Origin of the sequence: Agathobaculum butyriciproducens (assembly GCA_003096535.1) — a bacterium.
In the GTDB taxonomy this organism is placed as follows: domain Bacteria; phylum Bacillota; class Clostridia; order Oscillospirales; family Butyricicoccaceae; genus Agathobaculum; species Agathobaculum butyriciproducens.
In genome coordinates this window covers 56,783-82,077 of the sequence record QEKJ01000008.1, presented here as the reverse complement: position 1 = coordinate 82,077, position 25,295 = coordinate 56,783, and the positions used below count along the sequence as shown (strand labels likewise).

The window sequence follows — 25,295 nt, the reverse complement described above, 5'->3', positions numbered from 1 at the left end:
AAAAGATTGGAGGGATTCCTATTAGCACGATACTGGAAATGCGGGACATCACGAAATCGTTCCCGGGTGTGAAAGCCCTCGACGGCGTGAACCTGAAAGTGGAAAAGGGTACTGTCCACGCACTAATGGGAGAAAACGGCGCAGGCAAATCTACACTGATGAAAATCCTGTTCGGTCAACAGCCTCCTGACAGCGGTACGATCCTGTTTAACGGACAGGAAGTCCACTTCAAATCAGTAAAGGAAGCGGTAAACGCGGGCATCTCGATGATCTATCAGGAACTCAGCCCGATCAAGGAACTTTCCATTGCGGAAAACGTATTCGTCGGCCGCTATCCGAAAACCAGAGCGGGTGCGATCGACTGGAAAACCATGTACGATTCTTGCCAGAAGATCTTTGACCGCTGGGGACTCAATTACAATCCTCGCACCAAGATCAAGATGCTCAAAACTGCAGATATTCAGATGATTGAAATCATCAAGGCTATCTCGTTTAACGCACAGCTTGTTATCATGGACGAACCGACTTCCTCCATCTCTCAGAACGAGATCGAGATGCTGTACGACTTCATCCGTGCTCTCAAGCGTGAAAACATCACCATTATTATCATCACGCACAAGCTGGATGAGGTATACACCATCGCAGATGAAGTTACCGTCCTCCGTGATGGTCAGTATATCGGCGCCAAGCCGATTGGTGAACTCAGCCGTCCCGAGCTGATCAAGATGATGGTAGGCCGCGAAATGACCAACCTGTTCCCGCCCAAGGACATCGGCTACGGCGATGTTCTGCTGGAGGTCAAAAACCTCAATAACGGTGCCAAGGTAAAGGACATCTCCTTCCAGCTGCACAAGGGCGAAATCCTCGGCTTCGCTGGTATCGTTGGCGCCGGCCGTACCGAGACCATGCGTTCGATTTTCGGACTTGATCCATGTGAGTCCGGCGAGATATACTTAGAAGGTCAGCAAATCAAAATCCGCTGTGTACGCGATGCCATTAAGCACGATATTGTAATGGCGACCGAAAGCCGTAAGGACGACGGTCTGGTGCTCTGCCGCTCGGTAGAGGAGAACATCATGCTGCCGTCGCTGTACCGTCGTTCCAAGGGCGGTATCCTGGATGTAAAGAAAGAGCACGAAATCGCAGATTCTGCTTCCAAGCGTCTGTCGGTTAAGACCAGTTCACTGTCCACGATGGCTAACTTCCTGTCCGGCGGCAATCAGCAGAAGCTGATCCTGTGCAAGTGGCTGCTGATGGATCCCAAAGTGCTCATCCTCGATGAACCGACCCGAGGTATCGATATCGGTGCAAAATGGGAGATTTACAACATCATTATTGATCTGGCAAAGCAAGGGGTAGGCGTAATTCTTGTTTCGTCCGAAATGGAGGAAGTCATCAACCTGTCCGACCGCGTGATGGTCATGTGTGAGGGACAGATCAACGGCTGCCTGCATAAAGAAGACGGCATTACGCAGGAAAAGATCATGACTCTGGCATCGGAGGTTCAAAAATGAATAAGAAAAAAGAAGGATTGTTCAAAGGCGCATCTGTTGCGGAACTATACAGTAAATTCGGTGTTGTACTGATTCTGATCCTCTGCCTGATCATCGGCACCATCCTTTCGCCGGAATTCCTTACCGGCTCCAACCTGATGAGCGTAGCGCGAAATGTCGGCGTTTACGCAATCATTGCACTCGGCATGACCCGACTGCTAATTGGCGGCGGTGTTGACCTTTCCGCTGGCTCCAACGTAGCATTCTGCAGCGTTATTGTTGCGGTTATCTACGCACAGACCGGCAGCACGCTGATGGCCGTTATTGCTGCTATCCTCTGCGGTATGATCATCGGCGCGATCAACGGTTACTTTGCAAGCTATATTGGCCTGATGCCCTTTATCGTTACACTGGCCACCCAGATGACAGTTCGTGGTCTTGCTTATCTGGTAGCAGGCGGCGCTCCGGTTTACGGTGTCAGCAGTTCGATCGTATTCCTCGGTCAGGGCAATATCCGCGGCTTTCCGATGCTACTGATCGTTGTACTGGTAGCAACCGCAATCATGCTGTTTGTTATGACCCGCACCTCTCACGGCCGTTATCTGTACGCCATCGGCGGCAACCCGGAAGCAGCAAGCGCATCCGGTATCAACGTAAAGCGTCAGGTATTTGTCAACTACATTATCATGGGCCTGATGTGTGCCTTCGCCGGTATTCTGTATGCAGGCCGTACCAACAGCGGTCTGCCGGCAGGCGGCGTAAACTTCGAGTTTGAGGCCATCATCGGCAGCGTACTCGGCGGCACCAGCATGGCAGGCGGCATCGGCAACGTGGCTATGTCCATCGTAGGTATTTATGTTGTAGGTATTATCAACAATGTTATGAACCTGTGCAGTGTCAACGCATTCTGGCAGCAGGTTGTAAAGGGTATCGTTATTCTGATCGCGGTACTGCTCGATATCTTCACTCGCAATGCGATTATGAAATCCACGAAAAAGCGTTAAACTGCTTGTATACGGATTTTATGATAGAACCATGAGAAAGAGAACGGAGGAAAAAGAATGAAAAAGAGATTACTGGCGACATTATTGGCGGCAAGCGTAGCACTCTCCCTGGCAGCATGTGGACGGGGCGGCAGCTCCTCCGGCGGTGACTCCGCAGACGGTGAGCAGGCACTCAACAAGCTCGGTTATATCTCCGCTGCGTGGAATGATGATTACTGCAAACGTCTGAATGACGCAATCGTTGAGCATGGTCCGGAATACGGCTTTGAGGTTGAAGCACTGAACGCCAGCCCGAACGGTATGATGGACGTTACCGGCTATATTGAAGCCACCGAAGCACTGGCTCAGAAGAACATCGATGCTATCCTCTGCCAGCCACTGTTTTCCGTGCCGGATATGCTGATGCAGTTCCAGCAGAAGGATGTTAAGGTTGGCTTTGTCAACATCGTACCGCAGATTTCGGATTCCAGCAAGGATCTTGATTTCTGCTACGCGGGCAGCTCGGAGGAAGCAATCGGTGCTCAGCTAGCGGAAGCTATGTCCCCCGGCTTGAAGGATGGCGCAAAAATCTGTGTTATCTGCCTGCCGTATGGTCAGGACAACGCCGCAGGCCGCCTGAAGGGCCTGCAGGACTGGTTCGCGGCAAACCGCCCGGACGTTGAAATTCTCGAGGTCAACTATGTAGAGCGCAACGAGGCTACTCTCGCACAGAGTATTTTCGAAGACTGGATCCAGAAGTACGGCGTTGGCGGCTTTGACGGCGTAGCAACCCAGAGTGATATGCAGACGCAGGGCATCGTGGAAAGCATGAAGGCTCTTGGTCTGGACGCTACCAACTTTACGCTGGTCGGTATCGGCGCTTCCACCAGCCAGTGGATCACGGATGGTGTGGAATATGCAGATCTGTATCAGGATGCACAGGTTGAAGCCAAAGCTGCACTCGATATGATGCGTCATATGGTAGATGGCACCACTGATGAACTGGAATTTCTGGATGGCGCTCCCTGCAAGAACTTTGTAAGTGTTCCGATGACTACGGTTAATGCAGATAATGCAGATCAGTTCACTGAAGAAGCACTGGCAGCAAAATAACACCATTTCTTCTTGTTTATTAAACCAATCCCCCCTAATGAAAGGCGCGGCACATCGTGTGCCGCGTCTTAGTTTGTCAAGAAACCCGGTTGCGCATTAAGCTACAATTGGGTTTCTATCATATTTAGAACAAGTCAAAAGCAAGAAACGGAAATAATCCTTCCATTTCCATATCGCTAACTTTTTCAAATTCATAGCAGCAAACTTAAACTTCACCCAGTTTGTCACCTGAGCCAAGCCTCTGTACTGTGTATAATGCATAAAGCGTTTGAACGATTTCCTTCTGTACAAGATTTGATTATGCACTCAGATCAGGGCTGGCAGTACTAGCACGCATTTTACCGGAGCGAACTTCAAAAGTATGGAATTATTCAATCTATGTCCCGAAAGGGCAACTACTATGACAACTGCATTATGGAGACCTTCTTCGGCAGGCTGAAAAATGAAATGTTCTATGGCTTAGAGAAGGATTATCCCCGCCGTAGGCGCCAGCCGGATTCCCTTGAGTGTCTCAGCGAAGGATTTCTTCTCTTTCTGCGGCACATAGGCCAGAATATTCCGCATGAAATGCACCTTGCAGCGCTGCCATGAGGCTCCGGAAAAGGACTCACGGATTGTCGAAGCCAACCCAGAGTGAGCATCTGAAATGATAAGCCTGGGCGTGGACAGACCACGGTCCTTCAGATTCTGAAACAGCACTCCATAGGAACTTCTGGATTCATCGGTCATGGGTTCAACGGCGATGATGTCTCGATGTCCATTTTCGTCCACACCGCACACGATAAGTACCACTATGCTAACAATTCTGCCATCTACACGAACTTTTTCATACAGTGCGTCCACCCACAAAACCGGGTACACCGTACCGGCAAGAGAGCGATTACGGAACTCCTCGACCTGCTCATTCAGTCCTTTTGTCATCTCACTGACCTGGCTTCTGGATAGATTTTCAATGCTGAGGCTATGCGCCAGCTTCTCCATTTTCCGGGTAGACACGCCCTGCACGAAGGCTTCCTGAACCACCTGTACGAGCATGGCTTCACTGCGCTTGCACTCCGTGACGAAGAACGGAATGTAGCCGCCCTGACGAACCTTGGGCACCATGAGGTACATTGTTCCCATCCGGGTATCCAAGCGGCGTGGACGATAACCGCTGCGGTAGCCGCTCCTGCCGTCCGTGCGCTGGCTTTTCTCTGCTCCCAGCTGCTGATTGACCTCTGCCTCCATCAGTTCTGTACACAGCCATTCCAGCATACTCAACATCGGATCCGGCTGCGTCACACATTGCAGTAGCAATTCTGTCAGATTTGTGGTATTCTTTTTGTGAGCCATTAGGGTCTCTCCTTTATATCATGATTTTTTCGACAACTATCATTTTACAGGAGCCCTGATGGCTTGTCTATTGCCTATTTGCTTTTGCGAACTTGATTATACGCTATCGATTTGAAAAACCACTTTTAACAAAAGAGAGACATAGCAAAAGCCTCAGACGATAAAATGTCTGAGGCTTTTGCTATGTCCGCATGGACGGTAAATAGACGGTAAAAATTTTTTCTTCGATTTCTATTTGTACAGAAAATAAGAAAAACCGGTCATTTCTTACGAAATAACCGGTTGATCTGGTACGCCAGAAGGGATTCGAACCCCCGACCTTTTGGTTCGTAGCCAAACACTCTATCCAGCTGAGCTACTGGCGCATACAAGATCTATTTTCCTTCGCTGTCGGCGTTTCGTTTTGTCGTTCTCGCTGACTGCCTTATTATAATATCACGGGTGGGGCCTAATGTCAACAATTATTTTCAGATTTTTTGAAAGTTTTTTCGGAAACCTGTTTTCGGCAAAACAAAGCCGCCTGTGGGGGAACAGGCGGCTATATACAGCAGAGAAATTGGAGGTCTGCCATATACCTTATATTGCGTTTTATTCCTGCGGCGGAATGGTATCGAAGCCGATCTGCAGCTCTTCATCGGTGGGAATGTGGTTGCGCATGGTGCCGTTGTGATACGCCTCGTATGCTGCCATATCAAAGTAGCCGGTACCGGTCAGACCGAACAAGATGGTCTTAGCTTCGCCGGTCTCCTTGCACTTGAGCGCTTCGTCGATTGCGGCGCGGATGGCGTGGCTGGACTCCGGCGCCGGAAGAATGGTCTCCACCTTGGCGAACTGAACTGCCGCGTCGAATACATCGGTCTGCTTGACCGAAACCGCCTCCATATAACCGTCGTGGTACAGCTTGGAGAGGATCGGACTCATGCCGTGGTAGCGCAGGCCGCCTGCGTGGTTGGGCGCGGGCATGAAGCCGTTGCCGAGCGTATACATCCGTGCGAGCGGCGTAACGTGGCCGGTATCACAGAAATCGTAAACATACTTGCCGCGGGTAAGCGACGGGCAGGAGGCCGGTTCCACCGCGATGATGCGCGGGTCGGCCTTGCCGAGCAGCTTATCCTGCATGAACGGGGAAATCAGGCCGCCGAGGTTGGAGCCGCCGCCGGCACAGCCGATCACGATATCCGGATACTCGTCGAGCATTTCCATAGCCTGCTTGCTCTCCAGACCGATGATGGACTGGTGCAGCAGCACCTGATTGAGCACGGAGCCGAGTACATAGCGGTAACCCTCGTGCGTAGTAGCCACTTCTACGGCCTCAGAAATCGCACAGCCGAGCGAACCGCCGGTGGTCGGATCGTGTGCCAGAATAGCGCGGCCTGCCTCGGTCGTATTGGACGGAGACGGCGTTACATTCGCGTCAAAGGTTTGCATGATGGCCTTGCGGAACGGCTTCTGCTCGTAGGAGACCTTAACCATGAATACCTTCAAATCCAGTCCGAAGTAAGCGCATGCCTCAGAGAGTGCAGTACCCCACTGACCGGCACCGGTCTCGGTGGTAAGGCCCTTGAGGCCCTGTTCCTTGGCGTAGTACGCCTGTGCGATCGCGGAATTCAGCTTGTGGCTGCCCGAGGTGTTGTTGCCCTCAAACTTGTAGTAGATCTTAGCCGGGGTGTCCAGCGCCTTCTCCAGATTGTACGCGCGGCACAGCGGAGACGGACGGTACAGCTTATACATATCGAGCACCGGCTCGGGGATATCAATGTAGCGGGTGTCGTTGTCCAGCTCCTGGTGCGCCAGCTTTTGACAGAAGATGGGATACAGCGCTTCTTCCGGCAGCGGCTGGTGCGTGCCCGGATGAATCAGCGGGTCCGGCTTTTCCTTCATGTCCGCCCGCAGGTTGTACCACTGCTTGGGCATCTGGTCTTCGGTCAAATAAAGTCTGTGGGGGATCTTAGCCATGGTGATTTCTCCTTTACAAATTTCAGATAGAGTGGAGAGATGGTGAATAGTTTCACTCTCAATTTGTTTTACAAAATAAAAAGCTCCTGTCCCAGATTTCTCTTGGGACAGGAGCGAATACGCTCTTGCGGTACCACCCAGATTGACGCAAACTGCGTCCACTCTGCTCACACATCAAACAATGCGCGCTCCCCTGATAACGGGCGGAGTCCCCGTCGCAGTTACTTGGCCGAAGCCGTTCGCCTTGCCCTGCTGAAGTCCATTCACACGGTCCTTGCCTGCCGCAATCACACCGCCTGCGGCTCTCTTGGAGGTTCGGTCTCCCTGCTACTCGTCTTCGTCATTGGTTTGTGTTGGTTTACTTGGTATGGTCACAGTATATTCGCAAAACAGTGGATTGTCAAGTATGATTTGCGAAAAACAATATATTATTTCTGTTATAAATTCTTATTATGAGAATGAAGGGCGCAGTATCGTCTTTTTCTGCACACTGTGCTATAATGGGTAGCAGAATGAAAAAGCAGAAAGGACATGAGTGCAAATGCGGGTGATCGAGGGCGAAAACGAACTGCGGCTGACCTGTTCGCGGAGTGCGAGCGGCGGCATTGCGCTTTTGCGGTGCGAAACGCAGGACGATATTGTGCGTCTGCCGGATGAGATAGACGGTGTGCCTGTTACCGAGGTCGGCGCGTATGTACTCAGCGAGCGGGCCCCCGATCTGACAGGCAAGGACACGTTCGCTGTCCGTATCACCTGCGGCGGCACGGAGCCGAAGCACAATGCGGCGGCTATCCGCACGGTTACGCTCCCGAAGGATGCAAAAAGTGTTGGCAGTTATGCATTTTATAACTGCCGAAACCTTGAACGCATCGAACTGACTGATTCCGTCAGCGAGTTCGGCGGCGGTGCGCTGATGAACTGCATGAGCGTGCGCGAGGTCGTTATCCACGCCGAGCCGTCCGCGCCGACCTGCCTGCCCAGGCTGCTCGGCGAGTACGCCGGAGAACTCGATGTGCGGTTTGATGAGCACGCGCGGTTGCTGTTCCCCGAGTACGTCGAGGAACTGGAGGACCTCAGTCCGGCGCATATTTTTCAGCGGCGCATTCACGGTGCAGGATACAGCTACCGTCAGTGCTTTGACAGCGGTGTGCTGAATTTTCGGCAGTATGATGCTGCCCTGAGCGAACTGCTCGAGCGGCACGATTTTTCGGTCGCGGCACGTGTAGCCGTGCGGCGGCTTGCCATACCGTTTGCGATCTCGGATGCCGCAAAAGCGGAGTATCTTACGGTTTTGCGCGCACACGGCGGCAATCTGGCGCAGTCCTGCGCCAAGACAGGTGAGACCGCTGCCTTGACCTTCCTGCTGTCGCTCGGTGTGCTCTCTGCCGCCGATGTGGATGCCGCGTGCACGTCTGCCCGCGAAGCAGAGCAGACCGCCGCACTGTCCGTTCTGCTGTCAGCCGCCGGCAAAACGCAGTCCAAGGGACGCGCCAAATCGTTTGAATTATGATATAAATATATAGAAGTTATCAATAAATCCGTAGGGCACCCCGCCCTACGATGCAAGATGAACCTGTGAGGTGATGTTTTCTATGTCGCAGTCCTCCCGCTGGACTTCTATCGGACGCGAAATCCTGTTTTCCGCCCGCACCGAACTGTACATGAACCTGCCGTTCCTCGATTCCGCGCTGGCGGCACTGCCTGCGGCAGACGGTTACGATACACCCACGCTCGCTACCGACACGCGCGTGCTGTTTTTCAGCGGTGCCTGGCTGGCACAGCAGTACGAGCGCTCCCGCGCGAACGTCAACCGCGCCTATCTGCACACGCTGTTCCACTGTCTGCTGCGCCATCCCGGAAAGACACGCGGACGCGATGCCGATTTGTGGGATCTGTCGTGCGATATTGCGGTCGAAAGCATGCTGGATTCGCTGGATTACCGCTGCCTGCAGGCGGAAAAGGTGTCAGTTCGGCGGCAGAATATCTACCGTGAACTGCGGGACGAGCTGCCGGTCCTGACGGCTGAGGCGGTCTATCGCCACTTTCGCCGCACGCGGCTGAATTCGTATGACTGTGCCACGCTCACGCGCGTGTTTGCGACAGACGAGCACACGCTGTGGTACAAGGAGGATGACGATCAGCAGGAGCGCCGCTGGCAGCAGCAGGCCGAGCGCACGCAGACCGCGATGGAGACGGTTTTCGCGAACAAGGCGGAAGGCGGTCAGGCTGTGCGGGAGCAGCTTGCCGTTTCCACCCGCAAAACGACTGATTTCCGCGCGTTCCTGCGCCGGTTTGCCGCTCTGCGGGAGGAGGTCTCGGTGGATGCGGATTCGTTCGACTACGGCTACTACGCCTACGGGTTGCGTCATTTCGGAAATATGCCGCTTATCGAGCCGTTAGAGACGCGGGAGGTGCGGAAAATAGAGGATTTCGTCATTGCCATCGATACCTCGATGTCCACCTCCGGTGAACTCGTGCGCGCGTTCCTCAGCCGCACCTATGAGCTTTTGCAGGAGAACACCAGCTTTTTCCGGCATTTCAATCTGCGTATTCTGCAGTGCGATGATCAGCTGCGCTCGGACAAAAAGGTGACAAATGCGCGGGAACTTGCGGAATATATGGAGCATTTTGAACTGATCGGTCAGTCTGCGACCGATTTCCGTCCGGTTTTCGAGCACGTTGACCGCTTAAATGCCGAAGGCGCGTTCCGCCATCTGCGCGGCCTGCTGTACTTCACGGACGGACTCGGCATCTACCCGAAAAAACGTCCGAAGTACGATGCGGCGTTTGTCATGCTTGAAGGCGAAGCCTATCCGGATAAGGTGCCGTCATGGGGGATTCGGGCGGTAATCAGCGAGGATGCGTTATCTGTAGAATGAAAAAGGACGCTTTACGCGTCCTTTTTTGCAGTTCGGTTATTTTTCACCCATTCGGCGATCGTCTGCTTGACCTTCTTTATCTGCAGCGGCTTTGCCAGATGGGCATTCATGCCTGCGGCGAGGCACTTCTGTGCATCCTCGTAAAAGGCGTTTGCGGTCATGGCGATGATGGGCAGCGTTTTCGCGTCCGGTCGGTTGAGCGAGCGAATGGTCTTCGCAGCGTCAATGCCGTTCATCACAGGCATCATCACATCCATGAGAACCGCGTCGAATGTGTCCGGTGGATTGTTCTGCACGATCTCCACAGCCTGTTTGCCATCCGTGACGACAGTTACGGTCGCTCCTTCGTCGGTCAGCAGAATCTGTGCGATTTCGGCGTTGAGCGCATTGTCCTCGACGAGCAGCAGCTTGCAGCCTGCAATGCTGATATCCGGCGCGGCATGTGCGTCCGGTGTCTGCTCAGGAGACGGTGCAATTTCAAACGGCAAAGTGATTACAAAGGTGGAGCCGACACCAAGCTGACTCGTGACCGTAATCGAGCCGCCCATCCGGTCGACAAGCTCCTTGGTGATGGTCATGCCGAGACCGGTGCCGTGATAATAGTTGCGCGCGTCCTGCTTTTCCTGCGTGAACGGTTCAAAAATATGGTCAACAAAGTCCGGACTCATGCCGATACCCGTATCCGAAATCGTCCAGCGATAGGTGCATTTGCCGTCCTGTTCACCGAGCGAGTCCGTATGGGTGGTGATTTTACCGCCGGGACGGTTGTATTTGATGCAGTTGCTGTAAATATTGAGGAAAATCTGCCGCAGATGCAGCGGACTGCCGTAAATATACGGATACGGAATGATAGATTTGTCCTTTTCGTACTCCCACTTAATGCCGGCTTCTTCGGCGCGGCCGATGATGATGGTAATGATATCGCGGGTCAGCTCCACCAGACTGATGCGCTCGTGCGTAAGGACGGTCGTGCCCTCCTCCAGCTTGCTCATCTGCAGCACATCGTTGATGAGCGACAGCAAGTGATTGGCGGAAATCTGCATTTTTTTGTGATTTTCCAGCAGCAGCGCCTTGTCATCAAAGTGGGTTTCGTCCACCTGCAGCAGACCGATAATGCCGTTGAGCGGTGTGCGGATATCGTGACTCATGTGCGAGAGAAATTCGGTTTTGGTGCGGTTCGCAATACGCATTTCATCGAAGGCGGCCTGCAGACGGGCGTTCTCTTGCTCGTCGCGGGCGTGCATCTGCGAGGTATCCTGCAGCAGGATAATCGCCGTGACCATCGGCATTTCGGCATTGATTTCCGGATCAAACACGGTGGTCTGCGTCATCAGCACGGTTTTCTGTACCCAGCGGATAGCGCCGTCATCCTCCTGCACGCAGTATTCCACCGTGATGTGTTTTTCACCGGCGGCAAAGCGCTTGAGCAGACGGGCACTGGTATCTGCCGTGCGGTAGCTGCCGAGTGTTGCCGGTGTGACGCGCTTGCGGTACTCGTCGCAGTAGTCGCGGTAGGAGCAGGGAAGCGGGTAGTCAAGGAACAGCGCCCGGTCCGAATCGCTCTTGCCCGCAGGTGAAATGTTGCGCTCGAGGGTGTCGCGCGTGAGGTTTACCGTGTAGATTGTGCCCGCCATATCGAGCAGCGCGTCCACATAGCTGTCGTTCTCAAGGATAGACTGCTTTAGCTGCTCGTAGTACAGCGTCAGCTGCTCCTTCGGGTCGATGGCTTGGTCGGCGTTCAGCCGGATGGTCTCGAACGCGAGGATAAAGTGGTGCAGCACACCGGCTTCATCCCAGTCAATCGGAAGAACGGTCAAACGGCTGTAGCGGCTTTCCTCGGCCGCGTTGTACTGCAGTTCGAGGGTATCCTCTGCGCTATGCAGGCTGCGCTGCAGTACGTCAAGCTGCAGCGCAGAACGGACGCGGCTGCGCTCGCTTTTAGCAGCCTGTTCCTCGGCAATCTGCTCGACGGCGCCGGTGTAGCTGCCGTCCGATGCCAGAAAAAAGCTCTCGCATGCGCGGATGGTGCGGTAGGTGTCCAGATGCGCATCGCAGTACAGACAGTCGGAAAAGCTGCGGTGCAGGCGGTTGACCTGCTTCAGCAGCTGAAAATCCAGCCGCTTTTCGGCGGCGGCTTCCTCGCGCTTGACGTGGTTTTTGTTGATGTACATGTTTTTGTCCGCAAGGTCAAACAGATCGCGCATATTGCTGTCCGGATTGTCCGATGCAAGCGCAAAGCCGGCCGCATAGCTGAGCGGTGTATCCGGATGCTGTCGGGAATCCTCAGCAAGCTGTTTACGAACATGGGAGAGTAATTTCTGAAGCGCATCGGCATCCGGTCCGTGCGTTATCGCGAGGAACTCATCGCCGCCTGTACGGCCGACAAAATGCTCCTCGGGCATGGCCGCACGCAGCGCGACCGCAAATCGCCGGATGTATGCGTCACCGGCCTCATGACCCATGCTGTTGTTGATGCGGCGCAGATTATTCAGGTCAAAGCTGCACACGCCGGTTTCTGGCGCAGGCGGCGTCGGATCGTCGAGCAGCTCCTCGCACTTGTTCTTGTTGGGCAGGCCGGTCGCGGCATCTAGATAGACCTTATGCTGCAGAGCGCGGTTCATCGCAGCCGTATGCAGCGCCTGAAACAGCTGGTAGCCGATCAGCAGCATGAGCACAACGATATCCGCTGTGATGTACTTCTCCAGAGCGGAAAGCGAGGTTGCCTTGCGCTGCGAGTACGCCTCCGCCAGACCGGTCGCGTCGTCGCAGATGCCGAAAAAGGTTTCGCTGATGGGAATGATGTCTGTGTTATTTGAGCCGACTGCGCGCACGCGGCCGATCTCCTGCTTGAGTGCTTGAAAATAGTCATCCAGCTCCTGCATTTTGCTTTGGAAGGCATCATTGTTCAGCCGCACGAGGCTGAGCTCGTCGCTGCCGAAGCGCAGTCCGTCGATAAACGCGTCAATATCTGCGATCATGCCGTCCTGCGGCTGACCGGAGATTTCCAGCTTGACGATACGCTGGGTCTTGCCGCGCACGAGTCCGGCGTAGTTGATGATACGCGCGGTGCCCTGAATACCGGAAACGAGGTTCATCATCCAGACAATCAATATAGCCAGCACGACTGCCAGCGCGCCAATGGCGGCGTTGACGATGCCGGTGCTTTTCTTTTGGGGTTTGCCAGCCATGTGCAATGACCTCCTTGCAGGCTGTCGAATTTTGTCGAACAAATTAGACAGGTGAGAAAGTTATATATAAAATCATTATATCGTGAAAAGGGAACAGATGCAATGACAGAAGCGGAGAATCACGCGCTTCACAGAGATATCCACAGACTTGTGGATACATTGCCGATTTTGTGCTATAATGCAGAAAAAGCAATCGGAGGAACAGAGGATGAAGCTGCGTTATATGATTATCGGTGCCGGTGGCGTTGGCGGACCGGTAGGCGCGTATTTGAGCAAATCCGGTGCGGATACCACACTTATTGCACGCGGAAAGCATCTTGCGGTCCTGCAGGAGCACGGCTTGACGCTTGTATCCGGAGAAAATGAGCGCGAGAGCATTCCGGTCAAGGCGATCGACATGGACGGCTTTCTTGCCGCGAGGGAGCAGGGCGCTTCCGCGCCGGATGTGATTTTCGTGTGTGTCAAGGGATACTCTCTCGCGGATACCGTGCCGTTCATCCGCAAGGCAGCAGGCAGGGACACGGTAGTTATTCCGGTGCTCAATATCTACGGCACGGGCCGTGCCCTGCAGGCGGAGCTGCCTGAGCTGCTCGTCACGGACGGCTGCATCTACATTTCGGCCAACAGGATTGCGCCGGGCGTCATTCAGAAGCACGGTGCGATCTGCCGTATCGTGTACGGACTGCCGAGCCACAAGACCGATCATCCGGTGCTGCAGCAGGTCGAGACTGACCTCAAAAACGCCGGGATCGACCCGGTTTATTCTCCGTATGTCGAGCGCGACACGCTGCTCAAATTTGCGTATGTGTCGCCGAATGCGGCCTGCGGACAGTATTATCACGCGAAAGCTGCGGAAATGCAGCATCCGGGCGAGGTGCGCGACAGCTTTGTGAGCCTGATAAAAGAGGTCGTTGCGCTGGCGGACAAGATGGGTATTCCGCTGGAGAGCAGGCCGGGGGAGCTGGTCGAGCGCAACCTGCGCATTCTGGATGCGCTTGCACCGACCGCGTCTACCTCTATGCAGCGCGATATGGAAGCCGGCAAGCAGTCCGAGGTGGATGGTTTGATTTATCAGGTTGTGCGTCTGGCGGAGCAGTACGGCGTGGACGTGCCGGAGTATCGCAAAATCGCAGAGGCGGTAAAAAAACAGACGGAAAATAAGTGAAAACGGCAAAGACCCGGAATCTTCCGAAAAAGATTCCGGGTCTTTGCGCTATAGGTGGTGATGCTGTTTCGACTGTCATTGTAAACAACGACAAGAAATTTCACTGTACACCGTCCGACGGACGGTGACATTCGCAATCCTTTTCGAGCGCCTGAAGCTGCTGCTCCATGGTTGGCACCTCACACTTGCCGGTGCGGATGGCTTCGCGCACGACTTCGGGCGACGCAGGCACCTTATTGATGCGCACGCCGATGGCACGCGACACGGCGTTCAGGATAGCCGGTGTGACGGGCACGGTCGCAACCTCGGAAATGCCTTTCGCGCCGAACGGGCCCTGCGGTTCCGGGTCCTCGATTAAAATGATCTCGTAATCCGGCGTATCCTCGGCGCGCGGCAGACCCAGCTGACGGTACAGCGTCTTGACCGGATAGCCGTTTTTCGTCGGATATCCCTCGGTCAGTGCGTAGCCCTGTCCCATCGAGCACGAGCCGTGCATCTGACCCTCGATGATATGCGGATTGATGGCGCGGCCGACATCGTGCGCCGCGATGATTTTGAGCAGCCGGACCTCGCCGGTTTCTTTGTCCACCTCGACAATGGCGGCCTGCGTGGCATACGCATACGCCGGAAAATTGCGGTATTTTGCACCGCGCTGCTTTGCACCCTCAAAATCACCGATGGCAAAGCACGGGTCGGAGGCATAGTAATATTCCGCGCGGCGTTCCTCGCCCGGCTGCCATGGACGGCTGTCTAAATCCTGCTTGAGCTTGACACACGCCTCATATACCGCACGGCCGCCGCACAGCGTCTGCCGCTCGGAAACCGACTCGCCGGTCGGGATGGTCAGCTCGGTGTCGCCGTTCGTGATGAAGATATTCCCTATATCCATGTCCAGCGTTTCCGCCGCGATCTGCGTCATGGCGGTACGGAAGCCCTGTCCCATATCCGTGCCGGAAACGATCATGTGCAGATGGCCGTCACCCTGCAGAATCAGCTTGCACGCACCGTCATCGGTGAAGATGCCCTTGCCGACGCCGACATTCTTGAATCCCGAGGCCATTCCCCAGCCGAGCACCTTACTGCCCTTGGGATACTGTCCTTCGTACTCCTTGAGCGCCTTTTTCAGGCTTTTTTCGCATTGATTGATGGTATCTATCATACCCATGCTGTATTTGAGCACCTCACCGCCGACTGAGGTCGCACCCGGATAGACGGCATTGCGCCGGCGCAGCTCGAACGGGTCGATATCCAGCTTTTCCGCCATCATGTCCATCGCAGTTTCAATGGAGATCGCCGCCTGATTGATACCGTAGCCGCGGAACGCGCCGCCCTGCAGATTATTGTTGCGGATCGCCGAGCCTTCCACCTTGACATTGGGAATGATGTACGGGCCGCCGCTCATCAGCGCGCCGGTCATCAGCGTGCCGTAGCTTTCGCATTCGTACGGGCCGCCGTCCGAAAACATGCGGCAGTCCAGATACTGGAACTTGCCGTCCGGCGTAAAGCCGATCTCGTAATCCGTATGGTAGCCGTGGCGTTTGGTGGTGAGGATCAAATCCTCCTTGCGCGTCAGCGTAATCTTAACCGGCTTGCCGCAGGCGTGAGCGGCAACAACCGCCGGTGCTTCGAGAAATGAGTCGCATTTTTTACCGAAGCCGCCGCCGAGCGGTGTCACGATAACGCGGATATCCTCCTCTGGCTTGTCCAGAATCTTTGCCAGCATACTGCGGATCTCGAACGGCGCCTGTGTGCAGGAATAGAGGATCGTTTTGCCGTCCTGCACCATGCCGATAGCCGAAACAGGCTCCATGCAGGCGTGCTCCTGCGGCTCAATATCCTTGGAGACGTTGAGCTTGACGATATCCGTCCGCTGCTTTGCCTGCTCCACATCGCCGCTGACGCGGCCGGTGTGCACGATGAAGCTGTTTTGGCGGTAGCCGTCCGCCATGGTGTAGATACCGGGCAGTTCTTCATAGTCGATTTTGACCAGCTTGACGGCCGCTCTCGCGTGCGCCGCCGTATCCGCGACAACCAGCGCCAGATGGTCACCGAGAAACCGCACCTCATCCGTGCAAAAGACCGGCTGCTCCGGCGTCCATGTGCCGACCTTGTTCATGCCGGGCACGTCAGCCGCCGTCACGATGCGCATCACACCTTCCGCCTGTTCGGCGGCGGAGTAGTCCACCGTGTTGATCTTTGCGTGCGGTGCCGGCGCCCAGACGAACGCACCGTGCAGCAGGGTATCCGCGCCGATGTCCTCAGCGGTGAGGTCGTCGCAGAATTTCAGTTTGCCGCCGGTCTTGTCCATGCCGTCCACATCCCAGATCGACTTGCCGACTGCGGAACCGGTGATTTCGGGCACGACCTGATTTTCCCCGACCACAATAACCGTGCTTTCGTGGCTGCGGAAGCTGTCGATATCCGGATCTTCCCCGCGCAGCCGCGCTGCTGCCAGCTTGACCGCCTCGATAATTTTGACGTAGCCGGTGCAGCGACAGTAGTTGTTTTTCAGCCCGTCGCAGATTTCCGGCTCGGTCGGGGCCGGATAGTGCAGCAGCAGCGCCTTTGTCGCCATGACCATGCCCGGTGTGCAGAAGCCGCACTGCACAGCGCCGACATCGAGAAACGAGTGCTGAATCACCTGCAGCATGGTGTCGTTCGGTGCGTTTTCGATGGTCTCAACGGCTTTGCCGTCCAGTCGGCGCACGAGCGTCACGCATGAGCGCGTCAGCCTGCCGTCCACCAGCACGCTGCACGCGCCGCAGTGACCGGTGCTGCAGGCTTCTTTTGTGCCCTTCATGCACTTTACATTGCGGAGATATTCGAGCAATGTGCGGTTTTCACCGTCTTCTATTTCAATTTGTGTGCCATTGAGCGTAAATCGTAGCATGGGATTTCGCCCTCCTGCCGTTACTTGATTTTTGCTTTGATGCGCATGAAGCGTCTGTGACCGGAGTCAAGCGCCTCGTAAAAGTCCTCGCTGTCCTTCGGGTCATCCTTTGTCAGCTTAGAGACCACATACATCAGCACGAACGCGGTCGCCAGACCGATCGTGCCGTACCACACATAGCCGAGATCCCAGACGAAGAAGGTCAGGCAGATGATGATCGCACCGACCGAAATCGAGGTGATAGCGGCTTTTCGGGTTGCCCACTTGCAGTAAATGCCGAATACCAGCGCCGGGAACAGCGATTCGACCAGGGAATCCGCGAAAATCATCAGATTGTAGACGTATTCCCAGTGCATGAGCGATACGGCAACCGTTACGGCACCGAACAGCAGAATTACCACGCGGATAACCGAGGTTTCGGATGTCTTGAATTTGCAGTGACCGATACCGACCAGCAGGTCCTTGTAGATGATAGAGGACATGACCATCAGCAGCGCATTTGCAGTGGACAGACCGACCGCCAGTACGCCGATGAGGAACACGATCATCAGAATCTGCGCGAGCAGACCGTGCGTGCCCGCGATGATGTTGCACATATACGGGATAACCAGTTCGGTTTCCGAGCTGGTAAGGTCAGGCATGGCAGCCAGCGCGACCAGACCGATGAGCATCGTGCCGCCCCAGACAATGATCTGCAGGAACGGTGCAAGGAACGCCATCTGACGCTGGTCCTTCAGACCCGCGCTGTAATAGCCGGAGCGCACGAACACCTGTGGCAGCAGCAGCGTGTAGCCGAATGCACACGCAAGCGGATAGCTGACGCGCGACGGATAGGTGCATATGCCGATCGGACCCGGATAGGAGAACCAGTCCGGTGTCTGCACGCGGACGGTCTGGAATGCCTCGATGATCGAGCCGTTGAATACGATCTTGAGCGTTACGAAAATAATTGCCCACAGCGCCAGAATGAAGAACCAGCCCTGTACAGCATCCGCCAGTGCGGTGGATTTTACGCCGCCGAGCATTACGAATACCGTCATGATAATGCCGCAAATGAGCGTAAACGTCTGCGAGGATACCGCGCCGCCGGTGGCCACCTCAGCTGCACGTCCGCCGGCTACCAGTACCGCCGAGATAAACGGCACGGCGCAGATAATGTAAACAATGTCGATGATAACGGTCAGCGCCTTGGACTTGTAGCGGCAGAAGAAGAAATCCGCCGGGGTGGTGAAATGTTTCTGCTGGTTGACCAGCCATACCTTGGTCATCGTGAAGTAGCAGATGATCGGGAACATGGAGTAGATGCACATTTCCGAGAAGAAGTAGCCCAGTCCGTAGCGGTAATACGCGCCCGGGCCTGCAAAGAACACCCATACACTCATGCACGAGGCGATGTACGTCATGACCATGACCGGCCACTTGAACCGGCCGCCCTGCAAGTCCACGCGGCCTGCATCGCGCTTTTCCTTCCATGTCGTGTAGCGTGCGATAGCGATCAAAAACAGAAAGTAGACCGCAAAAACGATCCATACTGTCTTGCCTGAAAGTAAACCCTGTGTTGTCATTTCTCTAATATCCTTTATCTGTCCTGTTTCGTGTCGGAAACGGTGCTGTCCGCTGCCGGTCCGTCCTGTTCCTCATCCTCGATGAGAGGATATTCCTTTTCGGTCAGCTTGCAGCCGATATACACGGAGAGCACCGTGCCGACAAAGCTGATGAGGCCGTGTATGATGCAGGCCGTTTCGCTGCCGTAGGGCGGGAAGCCCGGGAAGTTATAGAATACCCAGAAGAACAGCACAGACGCCAGCCAGATTTTCTCTGTTCTGCCGATTTTCATTTTGTGTCACCTTGATTTCTCTATCATTTTATTTTTGCGAACGCCACTCGCCGAGCAGCGCATCCGAATCCACGACAAGTCCCAGATGCAGCGAGATCATGCGCAGCGCAGGCTCTTCGAGGTGCTCGGAGCCGCGGGTCAGGTCGCGCGGCACGACGACGCGGAAATCGCGGTTTGCGGCATCGAAGGCGGTGTTGATGACGCAGCAGTCGGTCATGCAGCCGGTGAGCACCACGCGGCGGATGCCAAGGTTGCGCAGCAGCAGCTCCAGATCGGTCGGATAGAACGCGCTCAGGCGCTTTTTGGTCGTTACCATGTAGTCCTCGTCGTGCACATCGATGGACATTCTGTTCCAGCGTGTGCCTTCGATGGCGTGCTCTGCGATGTTGGGAATCTCACCGACCGTAACCGGAAACACCATGCGCCACGCAGACGGAAACAGTTTTTCGTCTGCGCCGCCCTTACGCAGCGTTGAGCGGACATGGATGATCGGCAGACCGAGCGCGCGTGCTTCGTTCATGAAATGATTGAGCGGTTTGATGATCTCGCGTCCTCGCGGAGACGGACATGGACAGTCCGGGTCGGTTGACAGGTGTCCATCGTGCATGTCAATCGTAATGACAGCCGTATCGCGGCGATTGAGGAAAACCTGCTGTAATTGCTCCGGAACCTCCTTTTCGATGCTGTCAAAGTATGCTTTCATTTGATTTTTCTCCTTCCCGGCAAAACGCCGCAGCAATCTGTGCGGCGCTGTCAATAGCGGTATTGGAGTTATTATAGCACATATGTCATGACATGTGCAAATGTTTTGGTCGGGTTGGGGAAAATCGTGAAGGGATGGAGGCGATGCGGCTATCTGTGTCGCTCCGCGAAGGGAGCAACTAAGGAAATCACTGGCGAGGACTACAACAAGTAAATTTCAATCCACGCTCCGGCGCCGCGCGGCATATCGCCCTGCATGAACTGCTCGGTACCCAATATGCCTGCCAAGAAGACCACTTTGAATTACAGCAAACTGCTGAAAATATCAGTTAAATCCCATAGATTTTACTGACTTGATTTATACAAAACTGGCAAAACCGCCAGAAAACAAAATTCCTACAATTCCGAGGTTGACACTGGGGATTGACTGTGTTATTCTATAACCAACAAATCCAGTAGGGAATCGGAAGGGAGCGAGTAAAATGTTCATCGTAAACGCACGAATGTCGGGTCGAATGTGTATGAACATGCTGTATTATGCTCAGATGCTGCCTGACCGACAGAATATGAAATTACTTTGAACCGGCTTGCCTGACGCTGCGCGTCCTTGCGGATTCATTGCATTTTCTGAAGCGGGGAGCTGCGAGCTTCCCGCTTTTTTGCGCATTTAAGAGGAATAAGGAGGAATTTTCTTGATAGAATTGTCACATATCTCGAAGGAGTTTGTGAGCGGCAAGCGAACCGTTCATGCGGTGCAGGATGTTTCGCTGACGATTGACAAGGGCGAAATTTTCGGTATGATCGGCTTTTCCGGTGCGGGTAAATCGACGCTGGTGCGCTGCATCAATCTGCTCGAGCGACCGACCTCTGGCAAGGTGATCGTAGATGGTCAGGATATGCTGTCGCTCTCGGCAAAGGAGCTGCGGCAGGCCCGCAAGAAGATCGGCATGATCTTCCAGCACTTCAACCTGATGCCCTCGCGCACCGTAGCCGGCAACGTAGCGTATCCGCTGCGCGGCAGCGGCCTTTCTAAGCAGCAGATTGCGGAAAAGGTACAGCGCCTGCTTGATCTGGTCGGCATCGGTGATAAGGCGGAGGCGTACCCCAAGCAGCTGTCCGGCGGTCAGAAACAGCGTGTAGCAATCGCTCGCGCACTGGCCAACGACCCGAATGTGCTGCTCTGCGACGAGGCTACCTCGGCACTCGATCCGCAGACCACCAAGGCGATTCTGCAGCTGCTCAAGCACCTGAATGAAACGCTCGGCATCACGGTCGTTATCATCACCCACGAAATGGCGGTCGTCAAGGAGATCTGCCACCGCGTAGCCGTTATGGAGCACGGCAAGGTGGTCGAGTCCGGCGAGGTGTTCAACATTTTCGCCAACCCGAGAGAGGACATCACCAAGAACTTCATCCACACGACCTCCAATCTCCGCAAGATCGAAGAACTCATCGCGGAGGATTCGCCGGTCGTCAAGCTCAATCCGGGCGAGCTTATCGTGCGCCTGAGCTACATTCAGCGCAATGTATCCGAGCCGCTCATCTCGACGGTATCGCGCAAATTCGATATTGTGCTCAACATCATCTTTTCGGATATTGCCATCGTGCAGGATGCACCGATCGGCGGCACGGTAGCCATCATCAGCGGCGAGCGTGAACAGATCACGCAGGCAATCGCATATCTCATTGAGAAAAACGTAGGAGTGGAGGTCATCAAGGATGCAAGAGTTTCTGAATAACATCATTCCGAATGTAATGGCAAAGCTGCCGGACTTCTACGCGGCCATCGGTGACACGCTGCTCATGGTGGTCTGGTCGGGTGCAATCTCGTTCGTGCTCGGGCTGACGCTGGGCGTGCTCATCACCGTCACCAAGCCGGGCGGCATTCTGGAAAACAAAATCGTCTATCAGATTCTGGACAAGCTGGTCAGCCTGTTCCGTTCCATTCCGTTCATCATCCTGCTGACATGGGTAATGCCGGTGTCGCGTGCCATCATGGGCACGGCCATCTATGTCCGCGGCGCTATCGTACCGCTGGTATTCGGTGCGGTGCCGTTCTTCACCCGTCAGGTGGAGAGCGCCCTCGCAGAGCTGGACGGCGGCCTCGTCGAAGCGGCTCTCTCGATGGGCTCCACGCCGCTGGAGATCATCTTCCGCGTTTACCTGAAGGAAAGCGTTGCCGCCATCGCGCGCGGCACAACCATCACGGCCATCAGCCTGCTGAACCTGACCGCAATGGCGGGTGTTGTCGGCGCGGGCGGTCTGGGCGACTTCGCTATCCGTTACGGCCACGACCGCAATATGCTGGACGTTACCAACGTCACCGTGCTGGTCCTCGTCATCATCGTTTGCATTATGGAGTTCGCTGGCGGCAAGGTCGTCAAGAAGAACACGCACTAAGGAGTGTCTGACATGAGTATTTCCAATCGCAAAGTTGTTATCGTGGGCGCGGGCCATGTCGGCTCCCACGTTGGCTATGCCCTTATTTCCCAGAGCCTTGCAGACGAGATCGTCTACATCGACTCCGACCACGCAAAGGCAGTTGCACAGGCGCTCGACCTGACCGATGCGACCAACTATCTGCCGGTCCGCACCAAAGTCATCGCCGGTGATTACAGCGATGCAAAGGACGCGCAGATCATGATTATCTCGGCGGGCCCGCTGCCGACCGGCAATCAGACCCGCATGGATACGCTGGGTCAGACCATCGCCATCCTGAAAGATGTAACAAAATCCATCAAAGAATCCGGTTTTGACGGCATTATCGTCAATATCTCCAATCCGGCGGACGTTATCACGCATTACATCCAGCACACGCTGAACTGGGCACCGGAGCGCATCTTCTCCACCAGCACCACGCTGGATTCCGCAAGACTGCGCCGCGCCATCGCACAGGAGATCGGCATTGACCAGAAATCCATCACCGCTTACGCGCTCGGCGAGCACGGCGAAAGCCAGATGGTCGCATGGTCGGCTGTCACCATCGCGGGCAAGCCGCTTTCCCAGTGGCGCGAGGAGTATCCGGACACCTTCGGCAAACTCGACCTGGATGCGCTTGCTGACGCAGGCCGTGAAGGCGGCTGGACCATCCTGCGCGGCAAGCAGTGCACCGAGTTCGGCATCGGCGCTTCTGCCGCAGAGGTCGTTCGCGCCATCTTCTACAACGAGAACCGCGTTCTTTCGGTTTCTGTTCTGTTGGACGGCAAATACGGTCAGCACGATGTGTACGCCAGCGTGCCCGCTATCGTGGGTCGCGACGGCATCGCAGAGATCATTGAGCTGCACCTCACCCCGGAGGAGCAGGAGAAGTTCAACGCATCCTGCAAGACCATGAGCGAGAATTATCAGCTGTCGCTCACATTATAAAAGCAGTCAATTAAAAATTTTATTTCACAATAATGGAGGCACCTAAAATGAAGCTCAAAAGAATCATCGCACTGTCCCTGTCCGCAGCGACCCTCGCCCTGTCCCTGACCGCCTGCGGCGGCTCGAGCAGCGCAGCTTCCGATAATGCACAGGCATCCGACAGCAATTCCGGCGATGCCGTAACCGTAAAGCTCGGCGTAGTAGGCAGCATCTACGAGGATCTGTGGACCCCGGCCAAGGAAAAGCTGGCTGACGAGGGTATCGACCTTGAGTTCGTACAGTTCTCGGACTACGTTACCCCGAACAACGCACTCGCTAATGGCGAGATCGATCTGAACGCTTTCCAGCACCGTATTTACCTGCAGAGCGAGATCGACAACTACGGCTACGAGATTGAGAATATCGGCAACACCTTTATCATCCCGCTGAACCTGTACTCCGACAAGGTTAAGTCGGTTGATGAGCTTAAGGACGGCGACACCGTAGCCATTCCGGACGATGTAACCAACGGCGGCCGTGCCCTCAAGGTTCTGGAAGCAGCGGGCCTGATCAAGCTGAAGGACAGCGCAGAGTTCAACCCGACCATCGACGACATCGAGACCTACAACACCAAGATCACCATCGAGGAGCTGAAGGCTAACGTAATCCCGTCCACGCTGGCTGACGTTACCGCAGCTGTTGTAAACGGCAACTATGCACTGGATTTCGGCCTCAAGACCGAGGACGCCATCTACAAGGATGATCAGCTGGACATCGAGGAGTACTGGAACCTGATCGCAGCACGTTCCGCTGACCTCGAGGATGCGGACAAGCTGGAGACCTACAAGAAGGTCGTAGCAGCGTTCCAGTCCGATGAGACCGAGAAGGTATTCAACGACCAGTTCGGCGGCTACTTCATCAAGGCAGGCTGGGATCAGGATCTGCTGGCAGACAAGTAATGCATAATCGTTCCCAATGCCGCCGGAAACAACCGGCGGCATTTTCGGCAGGAGGAAACAGCAATGGAAGTAAGCAAACAGGCTTTGCAGAATATCATTTCGGATGAAGAACGTCTGCTTTTCGCAGAAAATATTCCGGCGGAATACCTGAGCGATGCGCTCGGCCGCCGCACCGGCACGGCGGATGCGCTCGTGTTCGCGCTCTCGACCGAGGAGGTCAGCGGCGTGCTTCGGTATGCCAACGAAAACGGCATCCCGGTCACGCCGCGCGGCGCGGGCACCAATCTGGTAGGCTCGACAATCCCGCTGTTCGGTGGTATCATTCTGGATGTATCCCGAATGAACCGCGTGCTCGAACTTGACCGCGACACGATGACGGTCACCGTCGAGCCGGGTATGCTGCTCAAGGATCTGCAGGCGTATGTCGAGGAACGCGGTCTGTTTTACCCGCCCGACCCGGGCGAAAAGGCCTCGAGTATCGGCGGCAACATCAGCACCAATGCGGGCGGCATGCGTGCAGTCAAGTACGGCGTAACGCGCGATTATGTGCGCGGGCTGGAGGTCGTTCTTGCGGACGGCACGGTGCTGAAAGTCGGCGGCAAGCAGGTGAAGGATGCGAGCGGACTGTCGCTCAAGCACCTGCTCATCGGCTCGGAGGGCACGCTGGCCGTTATTACCAAGTGCCTGCTGCGCCTTCTTCCCAAGCCGGAGACTACGGTGAGCGTGCTCGTGCCGTTTGCCGACCTCGGCACGGGTATCCGCAGCGTGCTGACGATTTTGCAGGCGAACGCCAACCCGACCGCAGTCGAGTTCATGGAACGCAAGGTGGTCGCGCTCGGCGAGAGCTTTTCCGGCGTGCAATATCCGCGCCCGGATGCCGGTTCATACATCCTGCTGACGTTTGACGGTCACGAGAGCGAGGTCAACGCGAATATCGAGCGCGTGCGCCGCCTTGCACTTGACAACGGTGCCATCGACTACATCGTGCTGCGCAGCGCTGAGCAGGCTGCCGACATCTGGAAGGTGCGCGGTGCGCTCGTTATGGCGGTCGAGGCCGTGTCCGAGCAGGAGCCGGTGGACATCGTGGTGCCGATCAGCCACACGGCGGATTTCGTTCGCTATATCAACGAGCTGGAAGCATCCTCAGGCGTGCGTATGATCGCGTTCGGTCATGCGGGTGACGGCAACGTGCATCTCTGCGTGGTGCGCGACGGCCGCGACCAGCAGACATGGGAGCGCGAGCTGCACGAAAACATGGAGCAGGCTTACGCTAAGGCGTATTCTTACGGCGGCGTAGCCTCGGGAGAGCACGGCATCGGCATTTCCAAGCGGTCGTACTTCCTGCGGGAGACCGCGCAGGAGAATCTTGCCGTGATGAACACCATCAAGACCGCTCTCGACCCGAAACATATACTGAACGATCAGAAATCTTACATTGTGGGAGGAAAATAAC

The 25,295-nt window shown here is 55.3% G+C and carries 17 protein-coding genes, 1 tRNA gene and 2 pseudogenes; 12 read left to right on the top strand and 8 right to left on the bottom strand.

The window, feature by feature from the left end; translation table 11 throughout:
- The first annotated feature begins 38 nt into the window (after window positions 1–38).
- The 4 genes and pseudogenes from C7386_RS07890 to C7386_RS13730 all read left to right on the top strand — a co-directional run.
- A complete protein-coding gene (locus C7386_RS07890) occupies window positions 39–1,514 on the top strand; it encodes a sugar ABC transporter ATP-binding protein (RefSeq protein WP_116705233.1) in 1,476 nt (491 codons plus the stop codon).
- Complete coding sequence (locus C7386_RS07885; protein ID WP_116705232.1) at window positions 1,511–2,497, top strand: ABC transporter permease; 987 nt, start codon at window positions 1,511–1,513, stop codon at window positions 2,495–2,497. Before C7386_RS07890 ends, C7386_RS07885 begins: the two co-directional genes overlap by 4 nt.
- 57 nt (window positions 2,498–2,554) lie before the next feature.
- Window positions 2,555–3,589 (top strand): substrate-binding domain-containing protein, encoded by a 1,035-nt coding sequence (locus C7386_RS07880; protein WP_116705231.1) that lies wholly within the window; start codon window positions 2,555–2,557, stop codon window positions 3,587–3,589.
- A 288-nt stretch (window positions 3,590–3,877) separates the two neighbouring features.
- Window positions 3,878–4,063, top strand: a pseudogene (locus C7386_RS13730) (IS3-like element ISLgar1 family transposase); the annotation flags it as partial.
- 9 nt (window positions 4,064–4,072) lie between these two features.
- Here C7386_RS13730 and C7386_RS07875 read toward each other — a convergent pair.
- The 3 genes and pseudogenes from C7386_RS07875 to C7386_RS07865 all read right to left on the bottom strand — a co-directional run.
- Window positions 4,073–4,921: pseudogene (locus C7386_RS07875) on the bottom strand (IS256 family transposase); the annotation flags it as partial.
- Between the two features lie 288 nt (window positions 4,922–5,209).
- Window positions 5,210–5,286, bottom strand: a tRNA-Arg gene (locus tag C7386_RS07870).
- A gap of 223 nt (window positions 5,287–5,509) precedes the next feature.
- Entirely contained in the window at window positions 5,510–6,877 is a 1,368-nt protein-coding gene (locus C7386_RS07865; protein ID WP_116705229.1) for a TrpB-like pyridoxal phosphate-dependent enzyme, read from the bottom strand.
- Window positions 6,878–7,418: 541 nt separating this feature from the next.
- Here C7386_RS07865 and C7386_RS07860 point away from each other — a divergent pair.
- Complete coding sequence (locus C7386_RS07860; protein ID WP_116705228.1) at window positions 7,419–8,387, top strand: leucine-rich repeat protein; 969 nt, start codon at window positions 7,419–7,421, stop codon at window positions 8,385–8,387.
- 82 nt (window positions 8,388–8,469) lie between these two features.
- Entirely contained in the window at window positions 8,470–9,756 is a 1,287-nt protein-coding gene (locus tag C7386_RS07855; protein ID WP_110435584.1) for a vWA domain-containing protein, read from the top strand.
- A gap of 11 nt (window positions 9,757–9,767) precedes the next feature.
- Here the strand turns inward: C7386_RS07855 and C7386_RS07850 are convergent, their stop codons facing one another.
- Window positions 9,768–12,944: an ATP-binding protein gene (locus C7386_RS07850; RefSeq protein WP_116705227.1), complete on the bottom strand. Its 3,177-nt coding sequence runs from the start codon at window positions 12,942–12,944 to the stop codon at window positions 9,768–9,770.
- 208 nt (window positions 12,945–13,152) lie between these two features.
- Between C7386_RS07850 and C7386_RS07845 the strand changes: the two genes are divergently transcribed.
- Window positions 13,153–14,109, top strand: a complete 957-nt coding sequence (locus C7386_RS07845) for a ketopantoate reductase family protein (protein WP_116705226.1) — start codon at window positions 13,153–13,155, stop codon at window positions 14,107–14,109.
- 100 nt (window positions 14,110–14,209) lie between these two features.
- Here the strand turns inward: C7386_RS07845 and C7386_RS07840 are convergent, their stop codons facing one another.
- From C7386_RS07840 to C7386_RS07825, 4 genes are read right to left on the bottom strand one after another with little or no spacing between them, the layout of a single operon-like run.
- Window positions 14,210–16,999, bottom strand: coding sequence for a molybdopterin-dependent oxidoreductase (locus C7386_RS07840; RefSeq protein WP_116705225.1), 2,790 nt, complete (start codon window positions 16,997–16,999; stop codon window positions 14,210–14,212).
- A gap of 20 nt (window positions 17,000–17,019) precedes the next feature.
- Window positions 17,020–18,564 carry a sodium:solute symporter family protein gene (locus C7386_RS07835; protein ID WP_116705224.1) on the bottom strand — a complete coding sequence of 515 codons (1,545 nt, stop codon included), beginning with the start codon at window positions 18,562–18,564 and terminating at the stop codon, window positions 17,020–17,022.
- Between the two features lie 14 nt (window positions 18,565–18,578).
- Window positions 18,579–18,836, bottom strand: a complete 258-nt coding sequence (locus tag C7386_RS07830) for a hypothetical protein (protein ID WP_116705223.1) — start codon at window positions 18,834–18,836, stop codon at window positions 18,579–18,581.
- A gap of 28 nt (window positions 18,837–18,864) precedes the next feature.
- Window positions 18,865–19,539, bottom strand: coding sequence for a cysteine hydrolase family protein (locus C7386_RS07825; RefSeq protein ID WP_116705222.1), 675 nt, complete (start codon window positions 19,537–19,539; stop codon window positions 18,865–18,867).
- A gap of 691 nt (window positions 19,540–20,230) precedes the next feature.
- Here C7386_RS07825 and C7386_RS07820 point away from each other — a divergent pair.
- The 5 genes from C7386_RS07820 (at window position 20,231) to C7386_RS07800 (ending at window position 25,294) form a co-directional block, all read left to right on the top strand.
- Window positions 20,231–21,277, top strand: a complete 1,047-nt coding sequence (locus C7386_RS07820) for a methionine ABC transporter ATP-binding protein (RefSeq protein ID WP_116705221.1) — start codon at window positions 20,231–20,233, stop codon at window positions 21,275–21,277.
- Entirely contained in the window at window positions 21,258–21,938 is a 681-nt protein-coding gene (locus C7386_RS07815; protein ID WP_116705220.1) for a methionine ABC transporter permease, read from the top strand. Before C7386_RS07820 ends, C7386_RS07815 begins: the two co-directional genes overlap by 20 nt.
- 12 nt (window positions 21,939–21,950) lie before the next feature.
- Window positions 21,951–22,904 carry an L-lactate dehydrogenase gene (locus C7386_RS07810; protein WP_116705219.1) on the top strand — a complete coding sequence of 318 codons (954 nt, stop codon included), beginning with the start codon at window positions 21,951–21,953 and terminating at the stop codon, window positions 22,902–22,904.
- 47 nt (window positions 22,905–22,951) lie between these two features.
- Window positions 22,952–23,842: a MetQ/NlpA family ABC transporter substrate-binding protein gene (locus C7386_RS07805; RefSeq protein WP_116705218.1), complete on the top strand. Its 891-nt coding sequence runs from the start codon at window positions 22,952–22,954 to the stop codon at window positions 23,840–23,842.
- Window positions 23,843–23,905: 63 nt separating this feature from the next.
- Window positions 23,906–25,294 carry an FAD-binding oxidoreductase gene (locus tag C7386_RS07800; protein WP_116705217.1) on the top strand — a complete coding sequence of 463 codons (1,389 nt, stop codon included), beginning with the start codon at window positions 23,906–23,908 and terminating at the stop codon, window positions 25,292–25,294.
- Window position 25,295 lies beyond the last annotated feature (1 nt).